The sequence below is a fragment of the Paenibacillus sp. J22P169 genome (genome assembly GCF_059691995.1).
In genome coordinates this window covers 382,274-406,672 of the sequence record NZ_JCAUAO010000004.1, presented here as the reverse complement: position 1 = coordinate 406,672, position 24,399 = coordinate 382,274, and the positions used below count along the sequence as shown (strand labels likewise).

Below are 24,399 nucleotides of genomic sequence, written 5' to 3'. Positions count from 1 at the left end.
CCACCATTATATAATCAATTCTCCTTACAAAAAAACACCCCCCGCCAGAATCAATGGATGATTCTTAACGAGAAGTGCTTATCTGTTACTTCCTAAGCATGCCTTGATGCGGATGCGGGTGAGTTCCGCAATACTCATCGGTTTCGGTACACGTATACACATGCTCATATACCGGTACACAGTGATGGCGATTCACAATTTGAATTGGATGAATGACTTGAACCTTTTGTGGATGGTAGAAATCCCTAACTACTCTTTCTGGATCTGTCATTATCGGGTCAGCAGGTGGACACTGAAATTGTTTTCCTTGGTTGGGTTGTAACGCCATTGATGAGTCAACTCCTCTGTTAGTTTGAGATAGTATACGTCTAACCCTAGTCCAGAGAGTGTACCAATGCCTATCTTTCCCATAAATGGGCTGACTCGCGTGGGCCAAGCAGGCATGGGGTCCAAGCAAATTGAAAAGAGCCAGGCTATGTGACGTGCATTGAGTCCCGAAGCTTGTACAAAAGTCGTATGCGGTCAAACAACACCAAGTTATTTAACCTTGCAATTCGTTATCCTTGGCAAAATAACGGCTGAGACTAACAATGGCAAGCATAATGAACAGTAAAGCGCTAATTCGTTGATCTATCCACGTTTCATCGGTTAATCCGGCTATGGAAAAACCGATAATTGAGCATAGAGCAGCCGATGCAGTGTAGAATACCAATGACTTGCGGCGTCTTTCTTTGTAAATCAACCCAATTGCGGCGCCGATTCCGACAAAAAGCAAATAAAGAAGAGCCATCAGTCCCAACCAACCGCTCCTTACGATACTGCTAAGGTATATATTGTGCAGATGAGCGACAGCTACATTCGGCAGCATATAAAGGGTATATACCTTGATGAAGGTTGCGAAGTCTAACCCGACCCCGGTCAGCCAGTAATCTTGAATCATTGAGTAAGCAGCCTCCCAAGTGCGCAACCGGTAAAGGCTCGAGGAGTCCGAGCTAGGGTTCCAAATGGATTGCACCCGTCTGGTGACGATGTCGGACAGAAACGGGAGGCTGCTGACGCCGATCAGCATAGATCGAAGAAGCAGCTTTTTGGACATTATCGCCACGAGAATAATGAAAGACAACGATAACGCCAACCAGCCCTGTCTAGCATAGGTCAGAAAGAGGGCGAGCGAAGCGAGAGCGAACACAATGACAAACAAAGTACGCTTGTCCAAAGTCCGAGAGGCGTAGGCCAAAATAAACGTAAGCGGTAAGATCATCATAAGAAATACCGCAAGGACATTTGGATTACCTAACATCGCATAAGCTCTCTTCGTGATTCCGCTTGAAGCGTCAACCCAGGAATCAGGAATGGAGTCCATAGTGACAAATTGGTAGATGGCATGAATAGACACCAGCGTCGAAGCTAAGACCAAACATACGATAAAGCGGTATAGTTGCTCTTTCCCGGTGATTTGGATGAGTAGTATGACAAAGACTAAATAGCTGTACAAAAAGGGCTTTACATAGCGTAAAGCCTCCACGACGTCGGCGGATACCAATGCGCTTAAAGTCATGATTCCGATGAAGCCAAAAGCGGCGAGATGGATCTTGTTAATTAATCTGGATTTGACGTGATCGTAATCGTGCTTATGTATGAGGGTCATAATTAACAGTAGTGGGATCAGCTCTCTAAAGTTGAGAAAAGGGAGTAGCAAAGCGAATAGATACAAACCGTATTCTTTATTTTTCCATGAAATAGAGAAATAACTACCTATCAATGCTGCGCTATAAATAAAGTTCACTGTCCTGCACCCCAACTTACATTTTCATATTCAATAATTTATTAACAATTTTCATTGCAACAGAATGGCTGACGATACCTTTTCTTTGTTTCGCGCTCGTAAACATCAAGCCGATGATCACAATGATGATTACCGCATCTAAAATAAACAAGGGGGTTACGTGTGAGGTGAAATAGCTTCCATAAAGATGAAGAAAACTAATCACGAAGAGGGACGTAAACAAATAAGCGGATTTGCTATTAGTCAAGCTATTCATCAAGCCGCAGAGCACGGATTGTTTTGAACGATCGTTTGTAAGTTTTAGCATACTAACAAACCATCGGATGATCTGCAACGTTAACCATTGATAAAATGGCATTTTAATCACTACCGCTCACCTTCAGATTCAGAATGGTCAAGTAAAATTGCGCTTGTTTCGTGCGGACTAATATTTTTTGATTTAAGTAGAGCGGTGTATAGTTCAGCAAGGCTCCTCCGTCCAGAGAATGATAGCCGTTCAAGGTCACCTGCATGAAAGCATCCACTTTAGTTTTCGAAGCCTCTTGACCGCAAATACCGGACGCATTACATACCGTACTTTGTGCAGGCGCAAACCGTATACTCCGGATGGTCCCGATCGCTTCATTTTGGCTGCTTGGGTAAATACGATCTCCTTGGCGGAGGCTATCCCTCAGTAAGAGTCCCTGCTCCGGCACAATAGCTTCGGCTTCTACAGTAACCCGGTGAAAATCGAGACTATTTATCGTCTTGAATTGCATACAGACCACGAAAACGACAGTCAGCAAAACGACGCTAATCCATAGATCTTTGAACGTGAACCTCATTTTTGTTCACCGATTCGCACATCTGCAATCGTACCCTCAAGAGCAAAATACGTACCTTTAACGGCAACCGGACTTCCAATCAGCAAGTAGGAATCATTTAATTTTATCCCCTGCGAGGTCATGTTCATATCTGCTTCCACCGTAAGATACGCTTCTAATAATTCCGGATCGGAGGCTAGCACGATTTTTCCGTCGGCTGTTTGAACGGAATGCTGGGCCGGATTTTTATCAACCTTGACGATTTTCCCCATGATTTTATTCGTTTTCTTATTTCGAATGACTTCCCCCGGTTTTATTTGATTCACCACAAAATGCTTCTCCCCTGCGTTGTAAATTACATAGCTGACCCTTTGCTTACTTTCGGAGCTAAGAGAGAGATCCTTAGCCAGCAGGAGCTTGTACGCCGCAAATAGTAGAGCTAAGAAAATAAATAGCAAAATTCCCGCATCAATCACATTTAATTTTCGTACTTTCTTTTTTGCAAGTTGTAGGATGCTCACCCTTTATGCCTCCCATAATTAGTCTAGTTAAGATACATTATGTATCATAGATAGTGCTGCATAAATAGGTCTTAAGACCTATTTATGCGCGAATTGATAAAACGTATGTCAGTCGTATTGTTTGCATAAAAAGGATGAAGGAGAAAGCTATAGAGGATGATCTACGGCTAAATTTAATCAAGTTTCTTATCGACCTCATCGAGGTTTCCCCGTGTAAATAAAAAAGAGGCCTCACAATAGAAATGTGAGGCCTCAACCTTATACATATGTGGTTAAATATGGTCAACCGGGGTTTCATCTCATAGAAAGCACTGATACAAAGGGTACTTAACCCTCTTACATCATGCCGCCCATGCCACCCATGCCGCCCATATCAGGCATACCTGGTTTGCTTGGTTCTGGTTTATCAGCGATAACCGCTTCTGTTGTCAAGAACATAGCTGCAACAGATGCTGCGTTTTGAAGTGCGGAACGTGTTACTTTTGCAGGGTCAACGATACCAGCTTCGAACATGTTTACCCATTGTCCAGTTGCTGCATTGTAGCCGATGCCTACTTTTTCGTTTTTCAAGCGCTCAACGATAACAGAGCCTTCTTGACCAGCGTTAGCTGCGATTGTGCGAACTGGCTCTTCAAGGGAGCGAAGGATGATGTTAACACCCGTTTGCTCGTCACCTGTTGCTACAACTTTCGCTACTGCGTTGTATACGTTAACTAGGGCAGTACCACCACCAGATACGATACCTTCTTCAACTGCTGCACGAGTCGCGTTCAAAGCATCTTCGATGCGAAGTTTGCGCTCTTTCAATTCAGTTTCAGTCGCTGCGCCAACTTTGATAACAGCTACGCCGCCAGAGAGTTTAGCCAAACGTTCTTGCAATTTTTCTTTATCGAAGTCGGAAGTTGTTTCTTCCAATTGGGAACGAATTTGTGTAACGCGAGCCTTGATATCTTGTGGGTTACCAGCACCATCAACGATGATTGTGTTTTCTTTGGTAACACGGATTTGACGCGCGCTCCCCAATTGATCAGGAGTCGTGGATTTCAGATCCAATCCAAGCTCTTCTGTAATCACTTGGCCACCTGTTAGAGCAGCGATATCACCCAACATCGCTTTACGACGGTCACCGAAACCAGGAGCTTTAACAGCTACGCAAGTGAATGTGCCACGAAGTCTGTTCACAACAAGTGTTGCTTGTGCTTCGCCTTCAACATCTTCAGCAATGATTAGAAGTTGTTTACCGGATTGAACCACTTTTTCAAGAACAGGCAAGATTTCTTGGATGTTCGAGATTTTTTTGTCTGTGATCAAGATGTACGGGTTGTCCAGAACTGCTTCCATTTTATCCGTATCTGTGATCATGTATGGGGAAGTGTATCCACGGTCGAATTGCATACCTTCTACAACCTCAAGCTCCGTCAAGAAGCCTTTGGATTCTTCAACTGTGATAACACCGTCTTTACCTACTTTTTCCATAGCTTCAGCGATCAATTCGCCTACTTCTTCGTCAGCAGCAGAGATTGCCGCTACTTGTGCGATGGATTGTTTGCCTTCGATTGGCTTCGCAATAGCTTGAAGCTCTTCTACAGCCGCTTTAACAGCTTTCTCGATACCTTTGCGGATAACCATTGGGTTAGCGCCTGCAGTAACGTTTTTCAGACCTTCACGGATCATAGCTTGTGCTAGAACCGTTGCAGTTGTTGTACCGTCACCGGCAACATCGTTTGTTTTGGTAGCAACTTCTTTAACAAGTTGTGCTCCCATGTTTTCGAAAGCATCTTCAAGTTCGATTTCTTTCGCGATTGTAACACCATCGTTAGTGATCAACGGGCTACCGAATTTTTTCTCAAGAACTACGTTACGGCCTTTTGGACCTAATGTTACTTTAACGGCATTCGCCAAAGCATCAACCCCGCGAAGCATCGCGCGGCGTGCGTCTTCACTGAACTTAATTTCTTTTGCCACGATAGGAAACCTCCTCTAATTAAAAACCTAGATATAAATTGTAAAACGTCTTGCCGATCTATATGCTGCTCTAACTTAGGCTAATACAGCGAGAATGTCGCTTTCGCGCAAGATCAACAGTTCGCGGCCTTCGTATTTCACTTCAGTTCCAGCGTATTTGGAGAAAATGATGCGGTCGCCTTCGCTTACTTCAAGCGGAACACGTACGCCATCTTTCAACGCGCCAGCGCCAACGGCTACAACTTTACCTTCTTGTGGTTTTTCTTTAGCTGTATCTGGCAGCACGATGCCACTTGCTGTAGTCTCCTCTTTCGCAACGGCTTCAATGATAACTCGATCACCTAACGGTCTGATCATGGAAAAATAGCCTCCTTTAGAAAATTGGTCTTGGGTATATTTCTTTGTTATTAGCACTCGAATGTGTTTAGTGCTAACAACACCTCTTATGATACTCATTCTGGGAGTAATTTGCAAGTCCTTTTACACATTTTTCATTCTTGTGGACACCCCCCTCATTCTACCCAAATGATAACCAAATATTCCCTATCTGAATGAAAAAAAATAGCCCGCCACGAAGGCGGACAATGTTCATACAATTCCTTATTTAGGACCAAACTCTAGTTCCCAAGCGGCATCGTTCGCAAGCTGTTTGCGATAAATGAAGCCCGACATGAAGACACTGAATTCATATAAAATAATGAGCGGAACCGAAACTAATATCGCTGAAATCGCATCAGGAGGCGTAATAACGGTCGCCAGAATTACCATCAGCATATAAGCATATCTTCTAAACTTATGCAGGCGCTTCGGATTCAGCAATTTTATCTTCGTGAGAAACATCACCACGATGGGCATCTCAAAGACACAGGCCAGCGGAAGAATGATGTTAAACATAAAGGTAAAATATTGCGCAGCACCATACATCTCCGTAATTTCTAGACTCTTGCTAATGGACGAAGTAAAATAAAACGCCATCGGAAAGACAACCCAGTACCCGAAGGAAAGTCCCACTAAAAAGAGCAAAAATGCATAGGGTACGTAGATGAGCGAAGCTTTCTGCTCCGTTTCACGCAAGCCTGGCTTAACGAATGCCCATATGTGGTACAGGATAACCGGTAATGTAATCAGTAATCCAACAGCTAATCCAAAATTCATATACAACCGCAAGGCATCCCATGGCGAGAATACGTTCCATCCAATATCTTTTGCTGGGGGGATACTTTTCAGATACCGAATGACAGGTTTAGCCGCAACGAGCCCCCCCACCATGCCAATGACCAGAACAACTAATATCCACATGATTCGCTTGCGTAACTCACCAAGGTGCTCCACAAGAGACATTTCTTCATTTTTCAACCGATTTCACCTACCTAATCTAGTGCATGCAGCCTGCAAGGCTGAACCACTTCTTAATCTACGTAACAAAAAATTAATCCGGTAACCGCCGGGAATTGCCTGTATTGCCTGACTGCTGCGCTGGCGCCGGGGTAGGGGCCGAGGCTTGTGCAGGAGCGGAAGACAACACATCGCTTGCTGCTTGTGAGACGGAAGTTTCGTCTGATGAGGAGATTGCCTCCTCAGCTTCATACTGTGAACCAACGACCTGAACAACAACAGGGGATGTGTTTGTAATAAAGGAAACCGCTGGTTTCACAGCAGTAGGTTGCGGTTGTTTAACTTCGTCCGCCAATTTTTCCGAGTCTGGTACGTGTGACGACATAGTAGGCTCGTGCACCACGTCCTCACTTGACTCACCCGATTCAGCCACGTTAGCTAAAGCAACGGGCGTAATGGGGTCAGGTAAAATGGACGCGTTCGATGCGATTTCAACAGCTTGCGTCGACGGGGAATGATCAAGGCTGTCAGTCACGATCGGCGCAGGCGTTTTGGGAGGAATTGAACTTGATGCTTTGGGCTCGTCATTCATCAGCTCATTCGCAGCTTTCTTAAAATCCTTGAGCGTACGTCCAAGAACACGGCCTATTTCTGGCAGCTTCTGAGGTCCGAACAGGACTAAAGCGACGATGGCGATCAATAGAAGCTCGGTGAATCCAATATTTTGAAACATGGACTTCATCTCCATTATGTGTTGCCGTATGATTAAAAGTAAATCTCCATTATGTGTTGCCGTATGATTAAAAGTAAGTAAATAATTTAGGAATGGATTAACATTGATAAAATCCGCCGTAGCCCATCTCCGTGATGTCACTACGCACGATCTCTTCACCTGCGCATATGCGCGGCAGCAGCACATCAAAGGACGTGTATGGGTCGTGCATCACACAACCCGGCAGTCCCATGATCGGCAGATCGCCCAGATAGGCGATCATTAGCATCGAGCCCGGCAGCATCGGCGTGCCGTAGCTGACCACGCGGGCGCCGGCCGCCTTGATCGCACCAGGTGTGCGATCATCCGGGTCCACGGACATGCCGCCCGTGACCAACACCAGATCCACACCTAGCGCTTGCAGCGCGTGGATCTCACCCACAATCGCTTCGCTGTCATCCGACACGAAACGTTGGTCCACAACCTCGGAGCCGAGCTGCGCGACCTTCTCTTTCACAACCGGGCCGAATTTATCCTGAATTCGGCCCTTGAAGACCTCGCTGCCCGTCGTAATAACGCCGACGCGCAGCTTCTGAAACGGCTTCACCGTAAGCAAGGTGAAGCCCTCCGCACGGCGAGCGGCCGCGAGGCGCTCGACCTCTACAACCTTCGCTTCGTCGACGATCAGCGGGATCACCCGCGTACCGACCAACGAAGCGCCTGCCTGGACGACCGTGTTGCTGCGAATCGTCGACAACACGACCTCATCAATGGCGTTCACACTGTCCACGAACGCCTTATCGATCTTCACCAAGCCGTGAAGCTCCGACTTCACGTTCACTTTACCCTCATGCGGCTCCGTCAGCTTGAGATCATCTCCTGCGATGGCTTTCGCCATGCGCAAGGCAGCCTCATCCTCATGGAGATAGCCAGGTTGCAGCTCCATCACATAAATGTGTTCCTTGCCAATGCTCAGCAGGGCAGGAATGTCCGCTTCCGTCACCTGATGACCTTTGCGGAACAGACGGCCCTTGAACTCGCCTGGCAGGATCTGTGTGAGGTCATGAGGCAGAATCATCCCGATCGCATCTTCCACTTTCACCTCGCGCAGCATGGAAGTGTCTTTACTCATCATGAGTCACCCTCTTGCCCTGTCTTGCGTTCCTAGCTCCACTCACCCGTGATCGCCTTCTTTGCCTGTAAGAATACCAAGCGCATGAGGAAGTTGATCAATAATCGCCATCAAATTTTCTTGAACACCCTTCGGGCTGCCAGGCAAATTAATAATCAGCGTGCGTCCACGAATCCCAGAAACGGCTCTAGAAAGCATCGCTTTCTTCGTTTTTTGCATCGAGATCATGCGCATCGCTTCAGCAAAGCCAGGTGCGACACGATCAATCACATTGAGCGTTGCCTCCGGCGTTACATCCCGTGGAGCCAGACCTGTTCCGCCTGTTGTTAATATTAAATCAGCTTGATAATAATCAGTCATTTCGATTAACGAAGCCATAATTTCGTCCATCTCGTCCGGGACAACCCGATACTCAATGATCTCGCCTTGAATTTCCTCTTCAATCAGCTCGCGGATTACCTGAGCGCTAGTGTCTTCTCGTTCTCCTCGGTAACCGCGGTCACTGGCTGTCAAAATCGCAACTTTCCAGTGCATCCTTCGTCACCTCTCCCTTGTGTTCACTGAATGAGATCAACCCACTAACCGGCGTGACGCATCACGCTTTATTGTCTTGCCTGTGAAAATCCCCGTTTTTACCGCCAGTTTTCATAACTAACAGTGTCGAGTTAATAATCATATCTTTCTCTACAGCTTTGCACATGTCGTACACGGTTAATGCCGCGGCAGAAACAGCCGTTAGAGCTTCCATTTCTACCCCTGTAGGTCCCGTTGTACGTACAGTTGCTTCTATGTATAGTTCATTGATGCCATTATTCGAAAACTGAATATCGACCCCAGTTAAAGCAATGGGATGGCACATTGGTATCCAGTCTGACGTTTTCTTGGCGGCCATGATGCCAGCCACTTGAGCCACGGCGAGGACGTCGCCTTTTTTCATTTTACCCTGGAGGATTAAATCGAGCGTGTCTGACTTCATTAATAAGGTAGAGCGAGCTGTGGCCGTGCGCTTCGTCTCGTCTTTATCCGATATGTCGACCATTCGCGCTCTTCCCTGTTCATTAAAATGCGTCAATGGTGAAGAATCGGGCACTGCAATCACCTCTATATTAGGTTTCTGTTTTGAACACCATCTTACTTTCGGTTACGATGCCATCCACTCGGAAATCATGCCAAGAAGAAGGAACTGCAGGAATCAATTGATTATCGAAAGCAGCTGCAATGGCAAAAGGTCTTTTTAAACCGCGCGCAGCGAATAACTGCATAAAGCGATCATAGAAGCCCCCGCCGTAACCTAAGCGACCGAAATCTAGATCAAATGCTAACCCTGGCACCACAATCATCGAAATCGTGCCCAAATCATGTTCAATGGGAACATCACTTCGCGGTTCTCTGATCCCATAAGCACCACTTTCGAGGTCCTCATAACGGCTTATGATGTGCAAGTTCATCGTTTTCGTATCCGCAACTACCTTCGGTATCAGCACACGAATTCCCTGCTGCCAGCACCATTCCATTAATGGTGCAACATCTGGTTCAGAACGGAAAGGCATATAGCTCATCAGCGTAGGCTGAGAATTGGACGGTACTTGCCCCTGTTCTAACAGCTTATCCGAACACAGCTTCACCATTCTTTGGTTGATTAGTTGTTGCTTCTCATCACGTATCTCATCAACAATCGAAGCACGTCGTATTTCCATTTCCTTGCGTAATTCTATTTTCCGCTCTCGGATGTTCATCATAAGCTACAGCCCTTCCTAGCGAGGAGTGGTTTCCCCCATTTTAACATAAATAAAGTAAAAAACTATACTCGTACCGGAGACCCCGCCGAATCGCCTATATTTCATGTCTAAATTAAGCAGGCGTTGCCCCCATTCTTCGTGTATACTAATGATTTGATGGGATTGAAACAGCGACTGAAGGTCAACTTAAATAGGTTCTTACATTAATATGTATCTAAAACGCAGGAGGTAGCAGCAACATGCTATTACAAGTTTCTAACATATCCAAAAGCTATGGAGTACGCTCCGTACTCTCTAATATAACGCTTCAAATTGAAAATCGGGAACGCATCGGGCTAGTCGGTGTCAATGGCGCTGGGAAGTCTACCCTTCTTCAAATCATTGCAGGTGAGATGTCCTATGATAGCGGTGATCTTTTCAAAGCGAAGGAAACCAAAATCGGCTATTTAAAGCAAAACAGTGGTCTCAACACGGACAAATCGATTTGGAACGAGCTGCTTAGCGTATACCATGCCTTATTGGAAACAGAACGCGAGCTGCGTGAGCTGGAAGCCTTGATGGCTGACCCTGACCTCATCTCCGATGAGAAAAAGTATGAATCCACCATGAATCGATATGCGCTGCGCTCCGAATGGTTTCGTGAGCATGGCGGCTATGAAATCGAGGCCAAAATTCGTGGCATTTTGCACGGAATGGGCTTCGGACAGTTCTCGCCAGATACCTTGGTCAACACCCTCAGCGGAGGGCAAAAGACAAGATTGGCTCTAGCTAAAATGCTGCTGGAAGAACCCGATCTGCTCATGCTTGATGAGCCTACCAACCATTTGGACATCGCCACTTTGACATGGCTTGAAGGCTATCTGCGCGGCTATCCTGGCGCTATTCTCGTCGTATCGCATGACCGTTATTTCCTTGACGCGTTGGTAACGTCCATTTATGAAATTGAACGCCATGCCTCCAAACGGTATACGGGCAATTATTCCCGTTTTATCGAAATTAAAGAAGCGAACTATGAAATTGAATTGAAACAGTTTGAAAAGCAGCAGGAGGAAATCTCGAAGCTGGAGGATTTCGTGCAGCGTAACATTGTACGAGCCTCGACGACGAAGAGAGCGCAGTCCCGCCGTAAGCAGTTGGAGAAAATGGACCGTTTGGATAAGCCCATGGGCGATTTGAAGCGTGCTTCCTTCTCTTTCGAAATTGAACAAACTTCCGGGAAAGAAGTGTTGCAAGTAGACCGACTTTCGCTTTCCTATGATGGCAAAAAACGTCTTCTCGACGGTGTCTCGTTCCAGCTACGCCGTTCCGAAACCGCTGCGCTGATCGGGCCAAACGGGGTCGGGAAATCCACCCTGCTCAAAACCTTAATCGGTCAGCACAAGCAAGACGCTGGTACATTCAAATGGGGTGCTGGCGTCACGATCGGCTATTATGATCAAGAGCAGAAAGGCCTTAATCCGTCTAACAACGTGTTGGAGGAAGTGTGGAACACGTATCCTCACCTGGAGGAGGCGCGTATACGCACCGTGCTTGGCAGCTTTCTTTTCAGCGGCGAGGACGTATTTAAGAAGATTGCTGCATTAAGCGGAGGGGAAAAGGCCCGTGTCTCCCTCGCTAAGCTCATGCTTCAGAAGGCCAACGTATTGATTCTCGATGAGCCTACCAACCATCTGGATTTATATAGTAAAGAAGTGCTGGAATCGGCCTTAATGGATTACGAGGGCACCTTGCTATTCATCTCCCATGACCGGTATTTCCTCAATAAAATGGCGGAGAGCATGCTCGATCTGCAAAAGGATGGCTTAACCAGCTATCTCGGTAATTATGATGACTATGTGGAGAAAAAAGCAGAGCTTGCTGAAATGGAAACGAAGCGTCTGGCCAAAGAGGCGGAGAAGAAAGCTGCCGGCAATTCATCTTCCGTTGCTGCAGTGAAAGATGAGCCTGTTAGTGGGGGCAGTTATGAAGCGGACAAGCTGGCTAAGCGTGAAGAACGCAGTCGTCAACGGAAGCTGGAACAGCTAGAGCTGGATATTGCTCGACTTGAAGAGGAAGTTACAGCTCTTGAGGCTGAACTTGCGGATCCCGCTGTGTATAACGATTATATGCTTGTTCAGGAGAAGACTGCTGAGGTTGATAAGCGTAAGAGTTCGCTGTCGGCTTGTTATGAGGAATGGGAAGTATTGTTGGCTTAGTCTCTCGATTGAGTTGAAGTTCACGTCAGTAGACGTGGACTTTTTTGTTGTTTAATAGGTTATCGGGCAGGTCGAGCTGTTGTCCTGTGGACAAGTTCACAAAATGTTCAAAGTTACCCACAGGAGTTGCAGATTTCCTCACCCATTCCTTGAAAATCCCCTTCGAAACCGTTCATCCTCCCCTGCTAGATCCCCCTTATGCACAAAAAAATAATGACGAATTGTTCCGATAATTTCAATTGGTCTTCATGGATCCCCGTTTTGTTATACACAACGTTATCCACAGAAAATGGGAGGCGTTTTCCGCCACCCATCTGTCTTTTCATCATTTCCCCACAAAGTTATCCACATTACCCACATTTTTTTGTGAAAAAGTTATCCCTTTCATCACCCCTTTAAAAAGGTTGATAGATCAAGATTTCTGTGAGTTATACACATTGTACACAGGGCATGTGCATAACCTTGCTCACAAGCTGTGTATATATCTAAGTTTTCTTACAATTCAGATGCATCTGACGAACTCTGTTGATTACGAAGCTGTTATGACCGTCTCCGTTGTTTCGGACGCTACGCTATTTTCCATCCGAATCGCTTGATTACAAGCCGATATGAACGCTTTAGCTACCGCGACAAGGACATCTTGGTCGATGCCTGTATTCTTGAAGGTCTGGCCGCCGACCGAAATGGTGACCTCTGCTTCACCAGTCGCTTTCTCTCCTGTGGACAACGAGTGCAGCTCAAGATCGGAGAACTCCACATCCATCGGGATGGCTTGTTGCAGACAATGAACGATAGCCTCGATCGGGCCTTCACCGGTACCGGAATAGATGCTCTCCGTGCCCGTCTGATTATTTCTAACAGATACTGAGGCAACACGATTACGATCACTACTCGAAATGACTTGCATATGCGACAGTGTGAAAGGCTCCATTTGCCCATCAACTGTGCTGCCTACAAGCTCCATCAGCTGGTCGTCTGTCACCATTTTCTGCTCATCAGCTTTTTCTTTGAAACGCGTATAAAGTGAATCCAGTTCCTCGCCTGTAAGCTCGATACCAAACTGGCCAACCCGATGCTTTAGTGCGTGGCGCCCTGAGTGCTTGCCAAGGATAATCATGGAGCGTGGGATGCCCAGCTTTTCTGGATCCATAATCTCATACGTATTGCGGTTTTTCAGCAGTCCATCCTGATGGATACCCGCTTCGTGCTGGAAGGCATTGCGGCCGACGATCGGCTTGTTATAGGCAATCGGGAAGCCCATGATGCGGCTGACCATTTTAGATGTGTTGAAAATTTCACTTGTCACAATGCCCGTTTCCACGCCCATCGAATGCTTCCGCGTCTCAATGGCCATGACAAGCTCTTCTAGCGAACAGTTCCCTGCACGCTCTCCGACTCCGTTCACCGTCACCTCGACATGCGTGACGCCTGCAGCAATAGCCGCCAGACTATTGGCAACGGCAAGCCCAAGATCATTATGGCAATGCGCACTATACTCTACCGTATCGCCGCCTCTTACACTTTGACGCACTCTGCGGAACATCGCGCCATACTCCTCCGGAAGTGCATAGCCCACGGTATCAGGGATATTGAGAATGGTGGCCCCTTCCGCGATGACAGCTTCTAGCACCTCGAAAAGGAACTCATCACCTGTACGCGTCGCATCCATCGGTGAAAACTCGATCCGATCGACGAATTGCTTCGCATAGCCAACCATGGCGCGAGCCATCTCCACCACCTGCTGGCGCGATTTGCGAAGCTGGAAATCCAGGTGAATGTCCGATGAGGACAGGAACATGTGAATGCGTCGCGAAGCAGCGTCTTGCGTAGCTTTGACCGCTGCGTCGATATCTGCTTTGACCGCGCGGGCGAAGCCGCAAATCTCGACGCCTTGCAGCTCGCGTGATATCTGCTGCACGGCTTGGAAATCACCAGGACTTGAGATCGGGAAGCCCGGCTCAATGGTGTCGATGCCCATAAGAGCAAGCTGTCTCGCGATACGGATCTTTTCTTCTGGGTATAGGGACGCGCCCGGCGCTTGCTCGCCATCTCTCAGTGTCGTATCAAAAATGCGAATGCGTCGATTGGTATTTGTATTGTTTTCCATGGTTAATTCCTCCTCAAGGTATGCCCGTGTGGGCTGTGAAAGTAGTTGACGTAGGGTCTGGTGACGATTAATCCACCTGCTGTTAGCGTGGTTGGACACTTCAGGGTAAGATTGTGCAGATTGCGTTGTTGTAGTGATGTTTTTCATCACTACGATGGTGAATCGAACCGGATTCGGCAGGTTTACCATTCTGTAGTGATGTTTTTCATCACTATCATGGTGAATCGAACCGGATTCGGCAGGTTTACCATTCTGTAGTGATGTTTTTCATCACTATGATGGTGAATTGAACCGGATTCGGCAGGTTTACCATTCTGTAGTGATGTTTTGCATCACTACTGCGGTGAATTGAACCGGATTCGGCAGATTTCCAGTCTGTAGTGATGTTTTTCATCACTACAGTACGGGAATTCTGGGAGGCGACAGGTAATCATCTGTGAAATGTGACTGCAGCGCACTTTCCACAGACGACAAAAAGACCCGTCATCTCCACATAAGAGACGACGGGTCTTCACCCAGCGCGGTACCACTCTTGTTGACTCCGTTAAAGGAGCCCACCTCAGATATAGCCAGCAAGCTGCTCGCTATATCACCCGATCACGGAGGTCATCCGTTCATCCCTAACTGCTGTACGCCAGCCGATCAGGATGACCGCTTCCAAGCGAGTTCAGGGCTTTCTCGGTCTGCGTTGCATCAACCCGCAGCTTTCTGTACCGGAGAAGTGAGCCCTTACTACTCTTGTTCATCGCGTTATTTATATGTGTTTCGTCAGATTAAATCAGTTTCAGAACAACCAAAAAAGCCTGCCATCTCTATAAAAGAGACGACAGGCTTGAACCTTCCGCGGTACCACTCTAATTGATCCGAGTTGTTACGCTCGAAACCACTCATGTACCTGATCACGGGGGTCAACCGTCAAGACCTACTTGGGTGCTGGATCCTTGGCATCCTTATCAGTCCTACCGCTCCCGGGCGAGTTCAGGTGACGTTTCGTCTGTGCTTTCACCAAGCGCACAGCTCTCTGAGCGAAACTGATCATGCCTTACTATTCCCGTTCGTTGCGTTTGAAAGTATTGATTGTGATTATAATATGCACATTTTTTAAAGTCAATACTCCATATCTGAAAATTAATTTTATTCTACTACACATTAAAACGCTCCGGACGTAAAAAAATTTAAAGTGCGGTACTTTAGCAGAAGCTGATTTAGCTCGATTTTTTCTAACTAATCTCTTCAAAAGGTCATAAGCCTGCCAAAAAAAAGTTCACCGCGAATTGAACTCATTTAATTAATTATAAGGGTAGGGCCGAGAGGTATTTACCACTCTTCGAGCTTGAGCTGAGGCTCAGCTTTCAACTCCATGGAGTCGAACTCCTGCTTGTCCCACTTCAGAAAAGCGGCGGCGCCAATCATCGCCGCATTGTCCGTGCAGAGCCGGTGCGGCGGCACCAGCAGCGGCACCGCCAGCTGCTCGCAGCGCTCGGCGAGCCTGCTGCGCAGCCCCTTATTCGCGGCGACTCCGCCCGCGAGCAAGAGCTGCTTCGCGCCGTATTCCTTCACGGCGCGGCTTGCTTTCTCCACAAGCACGTCGATGACGGATGCTTGGAATCCCTTGGCAATCTGCGCGACCTGAACGGTTTCGCCGCGCATTTTGCTTTGGTTGACGACGTTCAGCACCGCGGATTTCAATCCGCTAAAGCTGAAGTCGTAGGAATCTGCCTCGAGCCAGGAGCGAGGCATTTTGATTTCGGAATCGGCTTCCTGTGCAAGCCGATCCACGTGCGGGCCGCCCGGGTAAGGCAATCCCATTGCCCGGGCAATTTTATCGTAGGCCTCGCCGGCCGCATCATCGCGCGTGCGCCCGATGATACGGAACTGGCCGGGGCCTTCGAGCAGAATGAGCTCGGTGTGTCCGCCGGACACGACGAGCGAAATCGAAGGATACTCCAGCTCATGCACGAGCTGGTTGGCGTAGATATGTCCCGCGATATGGTGGACACCAATCAGCGGGAGGTCTAGGGCGCAAGCGAGCGCTTTGCCCGCGACGACGCCGACAAGCAGGGCCCCGATCAATCCGGGGCCTTCGGTTACCGCAATGGCGGAGAGCTCGTGAAGCGAGACGCCCGCTTCCGTTACAGCTTCCTCCAGCATCCATGTGATCGACTCCACATGCTTCCGGGAAGCTACTTCTGGCACAACACCGCCATAGCGTTGGTGTGTTTCAATCTGACTGGAAATCACATTCGACCGAATGATTTTCCCATTTTCAACGATAGCCACGGAAGTCTCATCGCAGCTCGTTTCAATGGCGAGAATGTACACGGGCTTTGAAGTTGAAGTTTCATTTAGTCCTTGTTCTTGTCTATCCTGTTGTGTCTGTTCATTACTCACACTATTCACCTATTTGAAAGCCTCAATCACTAAGGCTATCCTTTCTACGATTGGGCAGATCTGCCCACATAACGACAGCGTCCTCGCGATTATCTGTATAATAGCCTCTACGCACACCAACGGAGCGGAAGCCTAGCTTCTCGTATAAATTTTGTGCCACATAGTTCGAAGCTCTCACTTCAAGCGTGATCCGAATGGCACCTAGGAAAGCTGATGTTTTCATCAACTCACGCAGGAGTCTTTCTCCAAGCTTACGTCCACGATAGGTATTCTTTACTGCAATATTCGTGACATGTGCTTCCTCCATAATGAGCCACATGCCGCCATAACCCGCGACTTCCCCATCAATGTCCATAATCATATAATGCGCAAACTGATTGTTCGTCAGCTCATTCTCAAACGCACCTCGGGTCCAAGGTGTCGTGAACGCTTCCTGCTCGATCTCCACAATAAAAGGAATGTCTTCCATGGTCATTGAGCGGAATACCAACGAATTTTCAATGGCATGCGGCTGTCTCTGTTCCATGTTCACTGCTCCCCTTTCTTCGTCTGCAGGCCAGCCAGCAGATTCGCTTCCGCTTCTGGAAGCCTCGTGTAGTTCGGCACAAACGTATGCACGTCGGCCTTCTCACCGCTTGCTAGTCTAGGATAAGCAAGTAGTCCAATATACTCCGCCTCGATACCATAGGGAACCACACTCACGCTGCCAGCAAAATCCTTCGCAAACTGCTCAAGCTCAACTGAAAAACCAGCTGTCTCACCGACAAATAGAATGTGATCAGGTGCCAAAGTAGTAGCTTGTGTAAGAATTTGGTCCGTCCACGCTCCGATGACCCGAATACCATCGGGCAACACTTCACGCCAAGAGGCATCTGGCTCTCTTGCTGCCGTAACAGCTGTTGCCCCCTCAAAAGCATACACAGCCGTAAAAGCCTGCTTACGCCTTCCATCCATAAGAGGAACGACCCATGTCAAACCAGTCCCTTTATAGTCGTTCTGTACAGAACCACCAATTGCCATTGCTTCTAAACTAGATACACCTAGCAGGTCTAATCCTATCGACCATGCGAATGTTTTGGCTACAGAAACAGCAATTCGTACACCCGTATATGAGCCTGGTCCTTGACCGGCAACAACCGAGCGAAGATCTCTCGGCTTCATTCCTAAGCGAGTGAGCAAATCTTGTATGTGAGGAATCAATCCGATGGAATGATTCCGTTCCGCGTGAGAGCTAACCTCCCCAAGCAGGTGTCCATTTTCCAAAACAGCAACTGTCATTGCCGATGTTGAGGTATCGATTGCTAAGCATCGACCTGTATTATTTATCCGTCCCGTCATGTAAATGTCCGTTCTCCTTCATCTGTACACACCAGCTCAGATACGGCGAACCGTACGGAGTCAAGTGAAATACACGAGTCTGATCAGCCTCTTGGGTGATCGTAATACTTAATCTGTCGGGTGGCAGCAGATCCTCAATTAAACTCGACCATTCGATCAGTGTGACCCCTGCACCATAGAAATAATCCTCTAATCCCAACTCGTCTGCTTCCTCTTGCGAGATACGATACATATCCATATGGTAGAAAGGGAGCTCAGCTCCCTCATATTCTTTGATAATGGTAAATGTAGGTGAATTTACGTGCTCCGAAATCCCCATCGCCCTAGCGAAGCCTTGAGAGAATCTCGTTTTTCCGGCACCCAAATCACCATCTAAGGTCAAGACCGTACCTGGTTGAAGATAGGTTGATAATAAGGTTCCCAGTTTATCCGTATCTGCTTCATGCTCAGAATGGAACCTAAATGTGGATTGAGTCAATGATCTCATCCCTTTCTTCCGCGTGCGCGTGCTGCTTCTATTATAGTCCTCGCTAGCAGGTGACAGCAACCTGTCAATCAGAAAACCTCGTCTGAGGACGTACGAAAATTAAAAAAGCCCTCCCCGATTCATCATCGGAGAAAGCTTATTTTGCCCATGCGGACCTTTAGTGTACCTCTTCAAGCTCTTTAGCTGGTACGACCCGAGCATCTGCGGGATTGCCTTCCGCATGTACTTTGACGAGACCTTTACCAGAGTCTACACTGTCAATCCAGACAGCCACTCCATTCAGATCAACATCAATTTTCTCGTCTGCAGCTAAAATCTCCTGAGCGCGGTGAACATTCATGGTTCATCCAGTACGGATTCCGGAGCAGCCATCGTATCCGTGGTGAATTCGTCAATTAAACCATTATGCATGGTGACGTTGCCGCCTCCAAGCCCCTCATTAATCATACGATCAATGTCCATGAAACAATCATCCTTACCTTCATTGCTCGAATCTTGCGACAAATTCGATTCTGATGCCATCCGTAATCCCTCCTTAGGTTCGCTATTTGGGTTATCATGTTGCATTAATAAACTCTCCAATCTCGCCCCTAACCATTCTCTTAAATAGCTGCCGTATAAAGGGAATGCATCAAGAGAATACTAGTACAATTACGTATGTTGGGGGAGGAACGCTATCTATGCATACCGTGTGGAAAGGCGCGATTAGCTTTGGGCTTGTTCATGTTCCTGTTAAAATGTTTTCAGCCACAGAGGATAAAGATATCTCTATGCGCTATATTCACAAAACTTGTATTACCCCGCTATCCTATGTGCGAAAATGCCAGACTTGTGAAAAGGAAGTAGAGTGGGAGGAAATTTCGAAGGGTTATGAATATGAGCCTGGACGGTTCGTTCTTTTTGAAAAGGACGAGTTAGAGGAAATCTCCGGAGAAGCGAATAAGGAAATTAAAATTTTGGACTTCGTAAATTTAACTGATATTGACCCCGTTTATTTTCAAAAGACTTACTACCTAGGGCCCGGAGATACAGGGGCTGGTGCCTATATGCTATTGCTCGATTCCATGCGCCAGACGGGCAAAATCGGTATCGCTAAAGTGTCTATACGCTCCAAAAGCTCGTTAGCCGCAATTCGTGTCATTGAAAATTGCCTTGCCATGGAAACCATATTTTATCCAGACGAGATTCGTCCGATTTCGCAAGTGCCAAACCTTCCTGAGAAGGTTACCGTGAATGAGCGGGAGATGGAGATGGCAAAAATGCTGATTAATCAGCTCTCCACCCCTTTTGAACCCGAGAAATATAAAGATGAGTATCGTGCTCGCTTACTCGACGCGATTGAGCACAAAGTTGCAGGTGAAGAAATTCAGACCGCACCTCAGTTGCAAAAGACAAGCGTTATCGATCTTATGTCAGCGCTTCAAGCCAGCTTAAATGCGACCAAACCGGCCGATGGCAAAATAACGCTTGGCGCGGATGCTTCTGTGACCGAGGAGCAAACGGCGGAGAAGAAGCCCGCGGCGAAGCCACGAGCTAGAAAAGCAAAAGAGCCGGTTACTTGATCGCTATAAAAAAAGTGCCCTGTCTTGGGATTCAAGATGGGGCACTTTTTTATATGAGGAGGGGAGATTGGGCTGTTGAGTTGGGTTGAGTTTGAGAAGGTTGGGTTAAATGGAAAAACTACAGCTAATTTCGATCAAATCTCCCCTATTTTCAAATTAGCCGGATTTCCTCCTGTTAAATTTGGCCGTTTGGGTAACTTCTACAACTATCCCTGCAATTTAGCTGGAAAAAATCCAGTTATTCTTTTAAACTCTGCAAAATCGACCAAAATAGCTGTAGGAAATCCAGTTATTTCTTCAGCAGCGACGCCAAATGGATCATCACGAGCTTTTATCCCCTAGGAATCAGCTTCTTACGTTTCATCAACGCTAACAGAAGCAGTACCAAGGGACCACCAAACATAATAGTGGGAAATATGATGGGAACGGCCATTTTATGGAGAAAAATGACCGATATCTCCTCATAGTTAACGGGTATGAAGGATACGAGCATAACGCAGATAGCAATAACCCATGTTACTATTTTCCAATTTTGCAATCCCAATAGCTGTGTCGTTCCATAGCTAGCAACAAATAAATAGAGGCCCAATTTGGTGAAAATACTCATGATCCAGATTGTAACTACGATAGCATCCAAATTCTCAATAATTCCACCAATGGAGATCGAGCGAACAATCATTAACATCGGGTATGGGTAACCACCCGTCACGTTAGGACCGAACATCAAGATGCTGACGATCATAGATAGTACCGTAAGTATACCTGAGAGCATAACGCCACTTACAGCATGACGAACCGTGTGCTTCCTCTTGCTAACAAAAGCGATCAACATCATGATCATAATACAATCACCTAAGAAAGACGCTGTCGGAAGTGCCCCGTGCAGCAATGACGTCACGCTGTTATCCAAGAATACTGGACTCAGTCGGTCCCACTTTATTTGATTGATGCTCAGAAACATGGGACCTACCACACAAAGTAAAATAATAGGTCCTGTAATTTCACAAATACGTGCAATCACACCCACCCCATGCAAAGTAGGATAAAGTACAACGAGAAGCATCGGCAGCTCAATGACATAGAGGGGGGTCTTGGGCATAATAGTCCCCGTAATAAATAAACTAAATTGTTTCAATATCACGGCGAGCGTAACTACCCAGAATAAGATAAAGAGGGCTGAAATCAATCCACCTACCCATTTACCTAGTAAAATTTGATTAAATTCAACTAATGTCATACCAGGGAAAAGCGTACTGAGCTTTCCAGAGATATAAGCAATGAGCATCCCTACCACTGTCGCGAGCAGGATGGAAATCCACGCATCCTGTTTCGCGATTTGAGCAGCAGGAGAAATCGTGAGAAGCATGGTCATAATAATTTGCATACTTACCATCATCCAGAAAATTTGTCGATTCGATAGCGCCATATCACTCATTGATTACCCCCCTTTCTACCTTACTTAGCAGTTATGATAGAGTAATTGGATACACCCGGTCGTTTGATCGTGCTTTTCACATCCAGCTGAACGTCTACTGTTGGAAAAATCGTGTTCCACTCCCCTTTGGCCTGCTTCCACTCCCGCGGATATTTTTTATGAAAAGCCCGGGCAAAACCGAGTACATCTGCCTTTTGTTCTTTTTGTATCTGTTGTAAGGTATTGGTCAAGATTTTCTTTATTTTCTGATCAAATGGCTCTTCAAGCTTTTTCATATTATCCAAACCATTGGCGATCCTTAAATTCGTAGAATTTTGTACAATATCGGCCACTAACTTCAACTGAATCTTCATTTTCCAGATACCATTCTCAATCGAAGGATGGAGCTCAACATCCGTGGTTATGATTTTGATGACGATTTTCCCACCATCACTTTGTTCAGTGAGCGTGATATTCCGGCCAAGATTTTCTGGAATAAACAAACGAACTCCCATCTGCGATTCATGCGTTAGAAAGCCTGTTAGCTTCCCCTTCTGTATGACCGACATGCCTCCCACAGTAATAATCGTTTTCTGGGATTCATTAGAAAATAATTTACTTTTACTCGCAACCGGCAGTAAAAAGTCCCCCGATTCTCCGCTTAACGATTCCTCAATATCATGCATGGTAGCAGCTCGAATCAATGGCTTTTGCGAAAGTTTAATCAAGGTTTCATAGGAATTGGGATCATTTTGCGTATCTAACAGTTCTTTCGCCGTTCCTTTGCACACGAAGAAATTAGCCTGTTCCCGCGGTTGGATATCTCGAAATAAAAATTCGAAATCATCAAACATCCCGTTTCGAGCCAACTCTTCACCAAAAAAATACCCCTTGGCATGCCCCCAAGAGAAATAGCGGGGAAACTTCTTTTGCATTTCCGATAACGCATCTGGCATGGAATCTCCTTTAATGGAAAATGTGTAAACATTACCTTGCCCGCCTCCTCCTTCTCCCGAAGCAGCAGCAGGATTCGGTATGAATACTTGAATAGTCACTTCAATCTTATTATCTGTACTCTTATCAATCCCAGCTGCAATGATAAAAGCCATGTCATTCACTTCGACACGATCCCAACAGCCCGTTAAGAGAACGAAGCAAATGGAAAGGATGGGAATGGTTATATAACTCCTCATGGCTCTGTCCTCCCATCGCTTAATTCTCATTCGGGTCATTTCGATTTGTACCCTGTCTTTGCAGATTATCTTTGTCCGCATAAAAGGCGGGACGCTTTGTCAATTTACTTATGGGAGCGCGAAACAAGACATCTTTAATTCCTTGCGGATAGATTGGGGCTAACGGCGCCAAATAAGGCACACCAAAAGAACGGAGAATACACAGATGACTAATGATTATCAGCAGCGCAAGAATAAGACCAAACAAGCCTAAAATGCCGGAGAGTATCATTATCGGAAAACGAAGTATGCGTAAAGAGATGCCTGCTGAGTATTGCGGCATCATAAACGAGGAAATGCCTGTAATAGCTACAACCATTACCATTGGAGCAGAAACCAATCCAGCTTGAATGGCTGCTTGCCCAATCACAAGTGCTCCCACAATACTGACGGCAGAACCGACCTGCCTAGGTAGACGGACACCCGCTTCCCGTAACGCTTCAAACGTAATTTCCATAATCAAAGCTTCGACCAAAGCTGGAAAGGGGATTTCCTCCCGTGATTTGGCAACACGAAGCAGCAGCGTTGTAGGTACCATTTCATGATGAAAAGTTAACACGGCAACATAAATGGCTGGAGCCAGCATGGCGATTAAAAAAAACGTGTAACGGAGCCAGCGAATCAGACTTCCAATAAGGAAACGCTGATAATAATCTTCGGGGGATTGCATCAATGACCAAAATGTAGCAGGAGCAATAAGAGCAATAGGCGTATTATCCGTAATAATAACGACACGGCCTTCTAACAGACTTGATACAGCCACATCTGGACGTTCCGTTGTTTGCACTTGAGGAAAAGGTGAATAGATATTGCTCTCGATCATTTCTTCGATATATCCGCTATCAAGTACCCCATCTATTTTGATCTGAGATATTCGCTCTGAAACTTTACTAATGATCTCTGGTTTAGCGATACCCTGGATATATGCCATCGTGATATCCGTCTTCGAATAACTGCCAAGGGTGAAAGAAACGAACTTCAACGCCGGTGTCTTTAATCTTTTGCGGATTAATGTTGTATTCACGACTAAGGATTCTACAAACCCCTCGCGAGGGCCCCGAACAACGGATTCCGCCAAAGGCTCTTCTACGCTTCTACCTTCGAATTGCGATATCCCAATCGATAATGCGCCTTCGAATGTGTCCACCAACAGAACTGGCTTGCCTCCCAGCACTTCATTTAGAATATCACCAATGAGGCGCAGCTCTTTTAAATCCGACACCGTGATATTGCTCTTCACCGTATCCATCGATTCCATTCGTTCTGAGCTAGCTTTTTTAAGCGGTTCTAGGACATTTCCATCCAGCAGTTCTACGTTCACCATCCCCCGTAAATACAGGATCGATGCTTTTATTCCGCTAGCCAAATGAAATTCAGTAAAAATGACATCATCACAGTCTGTGAACACGGTATGCAAATGATGGATATTCGAGGAGAGGTCCGTTGACACCTGAGTATGAAACGCTTCCTTATTGATACTTGGATCTTTCGGATAAGGTTGGTACATTCACAACTCTCCTTCAATACTCACAGTCATTTACGTATTGTTATGCTCCCAAAATCATAAGGCTATTCAGTTGTTTCCATAGCAGGTGCATTTTAACATTCCGTGTGATGCATACCTCCTGCAGGCTTGGGGTTAAATCGCTCCGTAGCATACCACGGGTATTTAGATGGAAA

26 protein-coding genes and 2 other annotated features are annotated in these 24,399 nt (G+C 46.6%); of the genes, 3 read left to right on the top strand and 23 right to left on the bottom strand.

Features of this window, described 5'->3' with window-relative positions; all coding sequences use genetic code 11:
• Nucleotides 1–85: 85 nt before the first annotated feature.
• The 13 genes from AC58QG_RS22030 to AC58QG_RS21970 all read right to left on the bottom strand — a co-directional run bounded on the left by AC58QG_RS22030 (nt 86) and on the right by AC58QG_RS21970 (nt 9,993).
• Nucleotides 86–328 (bottom strand): hypothetical protein, encoded by a 243-nt coding sequence (locus AC58QG_RS22030; protein ID WP_057315025.1) that lies wholly within the window; start codon nt 326–328, stop codon nt 86–88.
• A 213-nt stretch (nt 329–541) separates the two neighbouring features.
• Complete coding sequence (locus AC58QG_RS22025; RefSeq protein WP_497364266.1) at nt 542–1,786, bottom strand: O-antigen ligase family protein; 1,245 nt, start codon at nt 1,784–1,786, stop codon at nt 542–544.
• A gap of 16 nt (nt 1,787–1,802) precedes the next feature.
• Nucleotides 1,803–2,153, bottom strand: coding sequence for a hypothetical protein (locus AC58QG_RS22020; protein WP_497364265.1), 351 nt, complete (start codon nt 2,151–2,153; stop codon nt 1,803–1,805).
• Nucleotides 2,146–2,610: a hypothetical protein gene (locus AC58QG_RS22015; protein ID WP_497364264.1), complete on the bottom strand. Its 465-nt coding sequence runs from the start codon at nt 2,608–2,610 to the stop codon at nt 2,146–2,148. The genes AC58QG_RS22020 and AC58QG_RS22015 overlap by 8 nt, the downstream gene beginning before the upstream one ends.
• Nucleotides 2,607–3,110, bottom strand: coding sequence for a DUF4330 domain-containing protein (locus AC58QG_RS22010; RefSeq protein ID WP_497364263.1), 504 nt, complete (start codon nt 3,108–3,110; stop codon nt 2,607–2,609). Before AC58QG_RS22010 ends, AC58QG_RS22015 begins: the two co-directional genes overlap by 4 nt.
• Before the next feature lie 336 nt (nt 3,111–3,446).
• A complete protein-coding gene (groL, locus tag AC58QG_RS22005) occupies nt 3,447–5,075 on the bottom strand; it encodes a chaperonin GroEL (RefSeq protein ID WP_497364262.1) in 1,629 nt (542 codons plus the stop codon).
• A gap of 75 nt (nt 5,076–5,150) precedes the next feature.
• Nucleotides 5,151–5,432 carry a co-chaperone GroES gene (groES, locus tag AC58QG_RS22000; RefSeq protein ID WP_028553854.1) on the bottom strand — a complete coding sequence of 94 codons (282 nt, stop codon included), beginning with the start codon at nt 5,430–5,432 and terminating at the stop codon, nt 5,151–5,153.
• Between the two features lie 243 nt (nt 5,433–5,675).
• A complete protein-coding gene (gene tatC / locus AC58QG_RS21995; RefSeq protein ID WP_497364370.1) occupies nt 5,676–6,416 on the bottom strand; it encodes a twin-arginine translocase subunit TatC in 741 nt (246 codons plus the stop codon).
• An 88-nt stretch (nt 6,417–6,504) separates the two neighbouring features.
• Entirely contained in the window at nt 6,505–7,143 is a 639-nt protein-coding gene (locus tag AC58QG_RS21990; RefSeq protein WP_497364261.1) for a twin-arginine translocase TatA/TatE family subunit, read from the bottom strand.
• 97 nt (nt 7,144–7,240) lie between these two features.
• Complete coding sequence (locus AC58QG_RS21985) at nt 7,241–8,254, bottom strand: molybdopterin-binding protein (protein WP_497364369.1); 1,014 nt, start codon at nt 8,252–8,254, stop codon at nt 7,241–7,243.
• Nucleotides 8,255–8,296: 42 nt separating this feature from the next.
• Nucleotides 8,297–8,788 (bottom strand): MogA/MoaB family molybdenum cofactor biosynthesis protein, encoded by a 492-nt coding sequence (locus tag AC58QG_RS21980; protein WP_056608535.1) that lies wholly within the window; start codon nt 8,786–8,788, stop codon nt 8,297–8,299.
• Nucleotides 8,789–8,849: 61 nt separating this feature from the next.
• Nucleotides 8,850–9,344 carry a cyclic pyranopterin monophosphate synthase MoaC gene (gene moaC, locus AC58QG_RS21975; RefSeq protein WP_441988339.1) on the bottom strand — a complete coding sequence of 165 codons (495 nt, stop codon included), beginning with the start codon at nt 9,342–9,344 and terminating at the stop codon, nt 8,850–8,852.
• 16 nt (nt 9,345–9,360) lie between these two features.
• Nucleotides 9,361–9,993: a 5-formyltetrahydrofolate cyclo-ligase gene (locus tag AC58QG_RS21970; protein WP_497364260.1), complete on the bottom strand. Its 633-nt coding sequence runs from the start codon at nt 9,991–9,993 to the stop codon at nt 9,361–9,363.
• Between the two features lie 239 nt (nt 9,994–10,232).
• On the opposite strand from AC58QG_RS21970, the gene AC58QG_RS21965 reads away from it, so the two are divergent.
• On the top strand, nt 10,233–12,188 hold the full coding sequence (locus AC58QG_RS21965; RefSeq protein WP_497364259.1) for an ABC transporter ATP-binding protein: 1,956 nt from the start codon (nt 10,233–10,235) through the stop codon (nt 12,186–12,188).
• 529 nt (nt 12,189–12,717) lie between these two features.
• Here the strand turns inward: AC58QG_RS21965 and AC58QG_RS21960 are convergent.
• From AC58QG_RS21960 to AC58QG_RS21930, 7 genes are all read right to left on the bottom strand, one after another.
• Nucleotides 12,718–14,295, bottom strand: a complete 1,578-nt coding sequence (locus AC58QG_RS21960) for a 2-isopropylmalate synthase (RefSeq protein ID WP_497364258.1) — start codon at nt 14,293–14,295, stop codon at nt 12,718–12,720.
• A 493-nt stretch (nt 14,296–14,788) separates the two neighbouring features.
• Nucleotides 14,789–15,050 (bottom strand) — a binding site (T-box leader).
• A 61-nt stretch (nt 15,051–15,111) separates the two neighbouring features.
• Nucleotides 15,112–15,363, bottom strand: a binding site (T-box leader).
• A 249-nt stretch (nt 15,364–15,612) separates the two neighbouring features.
• A complete protein-coding gene (gene tsaD, locus AC58QG_RS21955; RefSeq protein ID WP_497364257.1) occupies nt 15,613–16,686 on the bottom strand; it encodes a tRNA (adenosine(37)-N6)-threonylcarbamoyltransferase complex transferase subunit TsaD in 1,074 nt (357 codons plus the stop codon).
• A 22-nt stretch (nt 16,687–16,708) separates the two neighbouring features.
• Entirely contained in the window at nt 16,709–17,212 is a 504-nt protein-coding gene (gene rimI / locus AC58QG_RS21950; RefSeq protein WP_497364256.1) for a ribosomal protein S18-alanine N-acetyltransferase, read from the bottom strand.
• 2 nt (nt 17,213–17,214) lie between these two features.
• Nucleotides 17,215–18,024 carry a tRNA (adenosine(37)-N6)-threonylcarbamoyltransferase complex dimerization subunit type 1 TsaB gene (gene tsaB / locus AC58QG_RS21945; protein WP_497364255.1) on the bottom strand — a complete coding sequence of 270 codons (810 nt, stop codon included), beginning with the start codon at nt 18,022–18,024 and terminating at the stop codon, nt 17,215–17,217.
• A complete protein-coding gene (tsaE, locus tag AC58QG_RS21940) occupies nt 18,005–18,511 on the bottom strand; it encodes a tRNA (adenosine(37)-N6)-threonylcarbamoyltransferase complex ATPase subunit type 1 TsaE (RefSeq protein WP_497364254.1) in 507 nt (168 codons plus the stop codon). Before tsaE ends, tsaB begins: the two co-directional genes overlap by 20 nt.
• A gap of 157 nt (nt 18,512–18,668) precedes the next feature.
• Nucleotides 18,669–18,851: a small, acid-soluble spore protein, H family gene (locus AC58QG_RS21935; protein ID WP_497364253.1), complete on the bottom strand. Its 183-nt coding sequence runs from the start codon at nt 18,849–18,851 to the stop codon at nt 18,669–18,671.
• Nucleotides 18,848–19,033: a hypothetical protein gene (locus AC58QG_RS21930; RefSeq protein WP_497342352.1), complete on the bottom strand. Its 186-nt coding sequence runs from the start codon at nt 19,031–19,033 to the stop codon at nt 18,848–18,850. Before AC58QG_RS21930 ends, AC58QG_RS21935 begins: the two co-directional genes overlap by 4 nt.
• 158 nt (nt 19,034–19,191) lie before the next feature.
• On the opposite strand from AC58QG_RS21930, the gene ku reads away from it, so the two are divergent.
• Nucleotides 19,192–20,073: a non-homologous end joining protein Ku gene (gene ku, locus AC58QG_RS21925; protein WP_497364252.1), complete on the top strand. Its 882-nt coding sequence runs from the start codon at nt 19,192–19,194 to the stop codon at nt 20,071–20,073.
• 75 nt (nt 20,074–20,148) lie between these two features.
• Entirely contained in the window at nt 20,149–20,415 is a 267-nt protein-coding gene (locus AC58QG_RS21920) for a hypothetical protein (RefSeq protein WP_497364251.1), read from the top strand.
• Here the strand turns inward: AC58QG_RS21920 and AC58QG_RS21915 are convergent.
• Genes AC58QG_RS21915 through AC58QG_RS21905 form a run of 3 tightly spaced genes read right to left on the bottom strand, consistent with a single transcriptional unit; the run spans nt 20,405 to nt 24,226 of the window.
• Entirely contained in the window at nt 20,405–21,508 is a 1,104-nt protein-coding gene (locus tag AC58QG_RS21915; RefSeq protein WP_497364250.1) for a GerAB/ArcD/ProY family transporter, read from the bottom strand. The two genes, AC58QG_RS21920 and AC58QG_RS21915, sit on opposite strands and share 11 nt — an antisense overlap.
• Nucleotides 21,509–21,528: 20 nt before the next feature.
• A complete protein-coding gene (locus tag AC58QG_RS21910) occupies nt 21,529–22,680 on the bottom strand; it encodes a Ger(x)C family spore germination protein (protein ID WP_497364249.1) in 1,152 nt (383 codons plus the stop codon).
• Between the two features lie 19 nt (nt 22,681–22,699).
• Nucleotides 22,700–24,226: a spore germination protein gene (locus tag AC58QG_RS21905; protein ID WP_497364248.1), complete on the bottom strand. Its 1,527-nt coding sequence runs from the start codon at nt 24,224–24,226 to the stop codon at nt 22,700–22,702.
• Between the last annotated feature and the right edge of the window lie 173 nt (nt 24,227–24,399).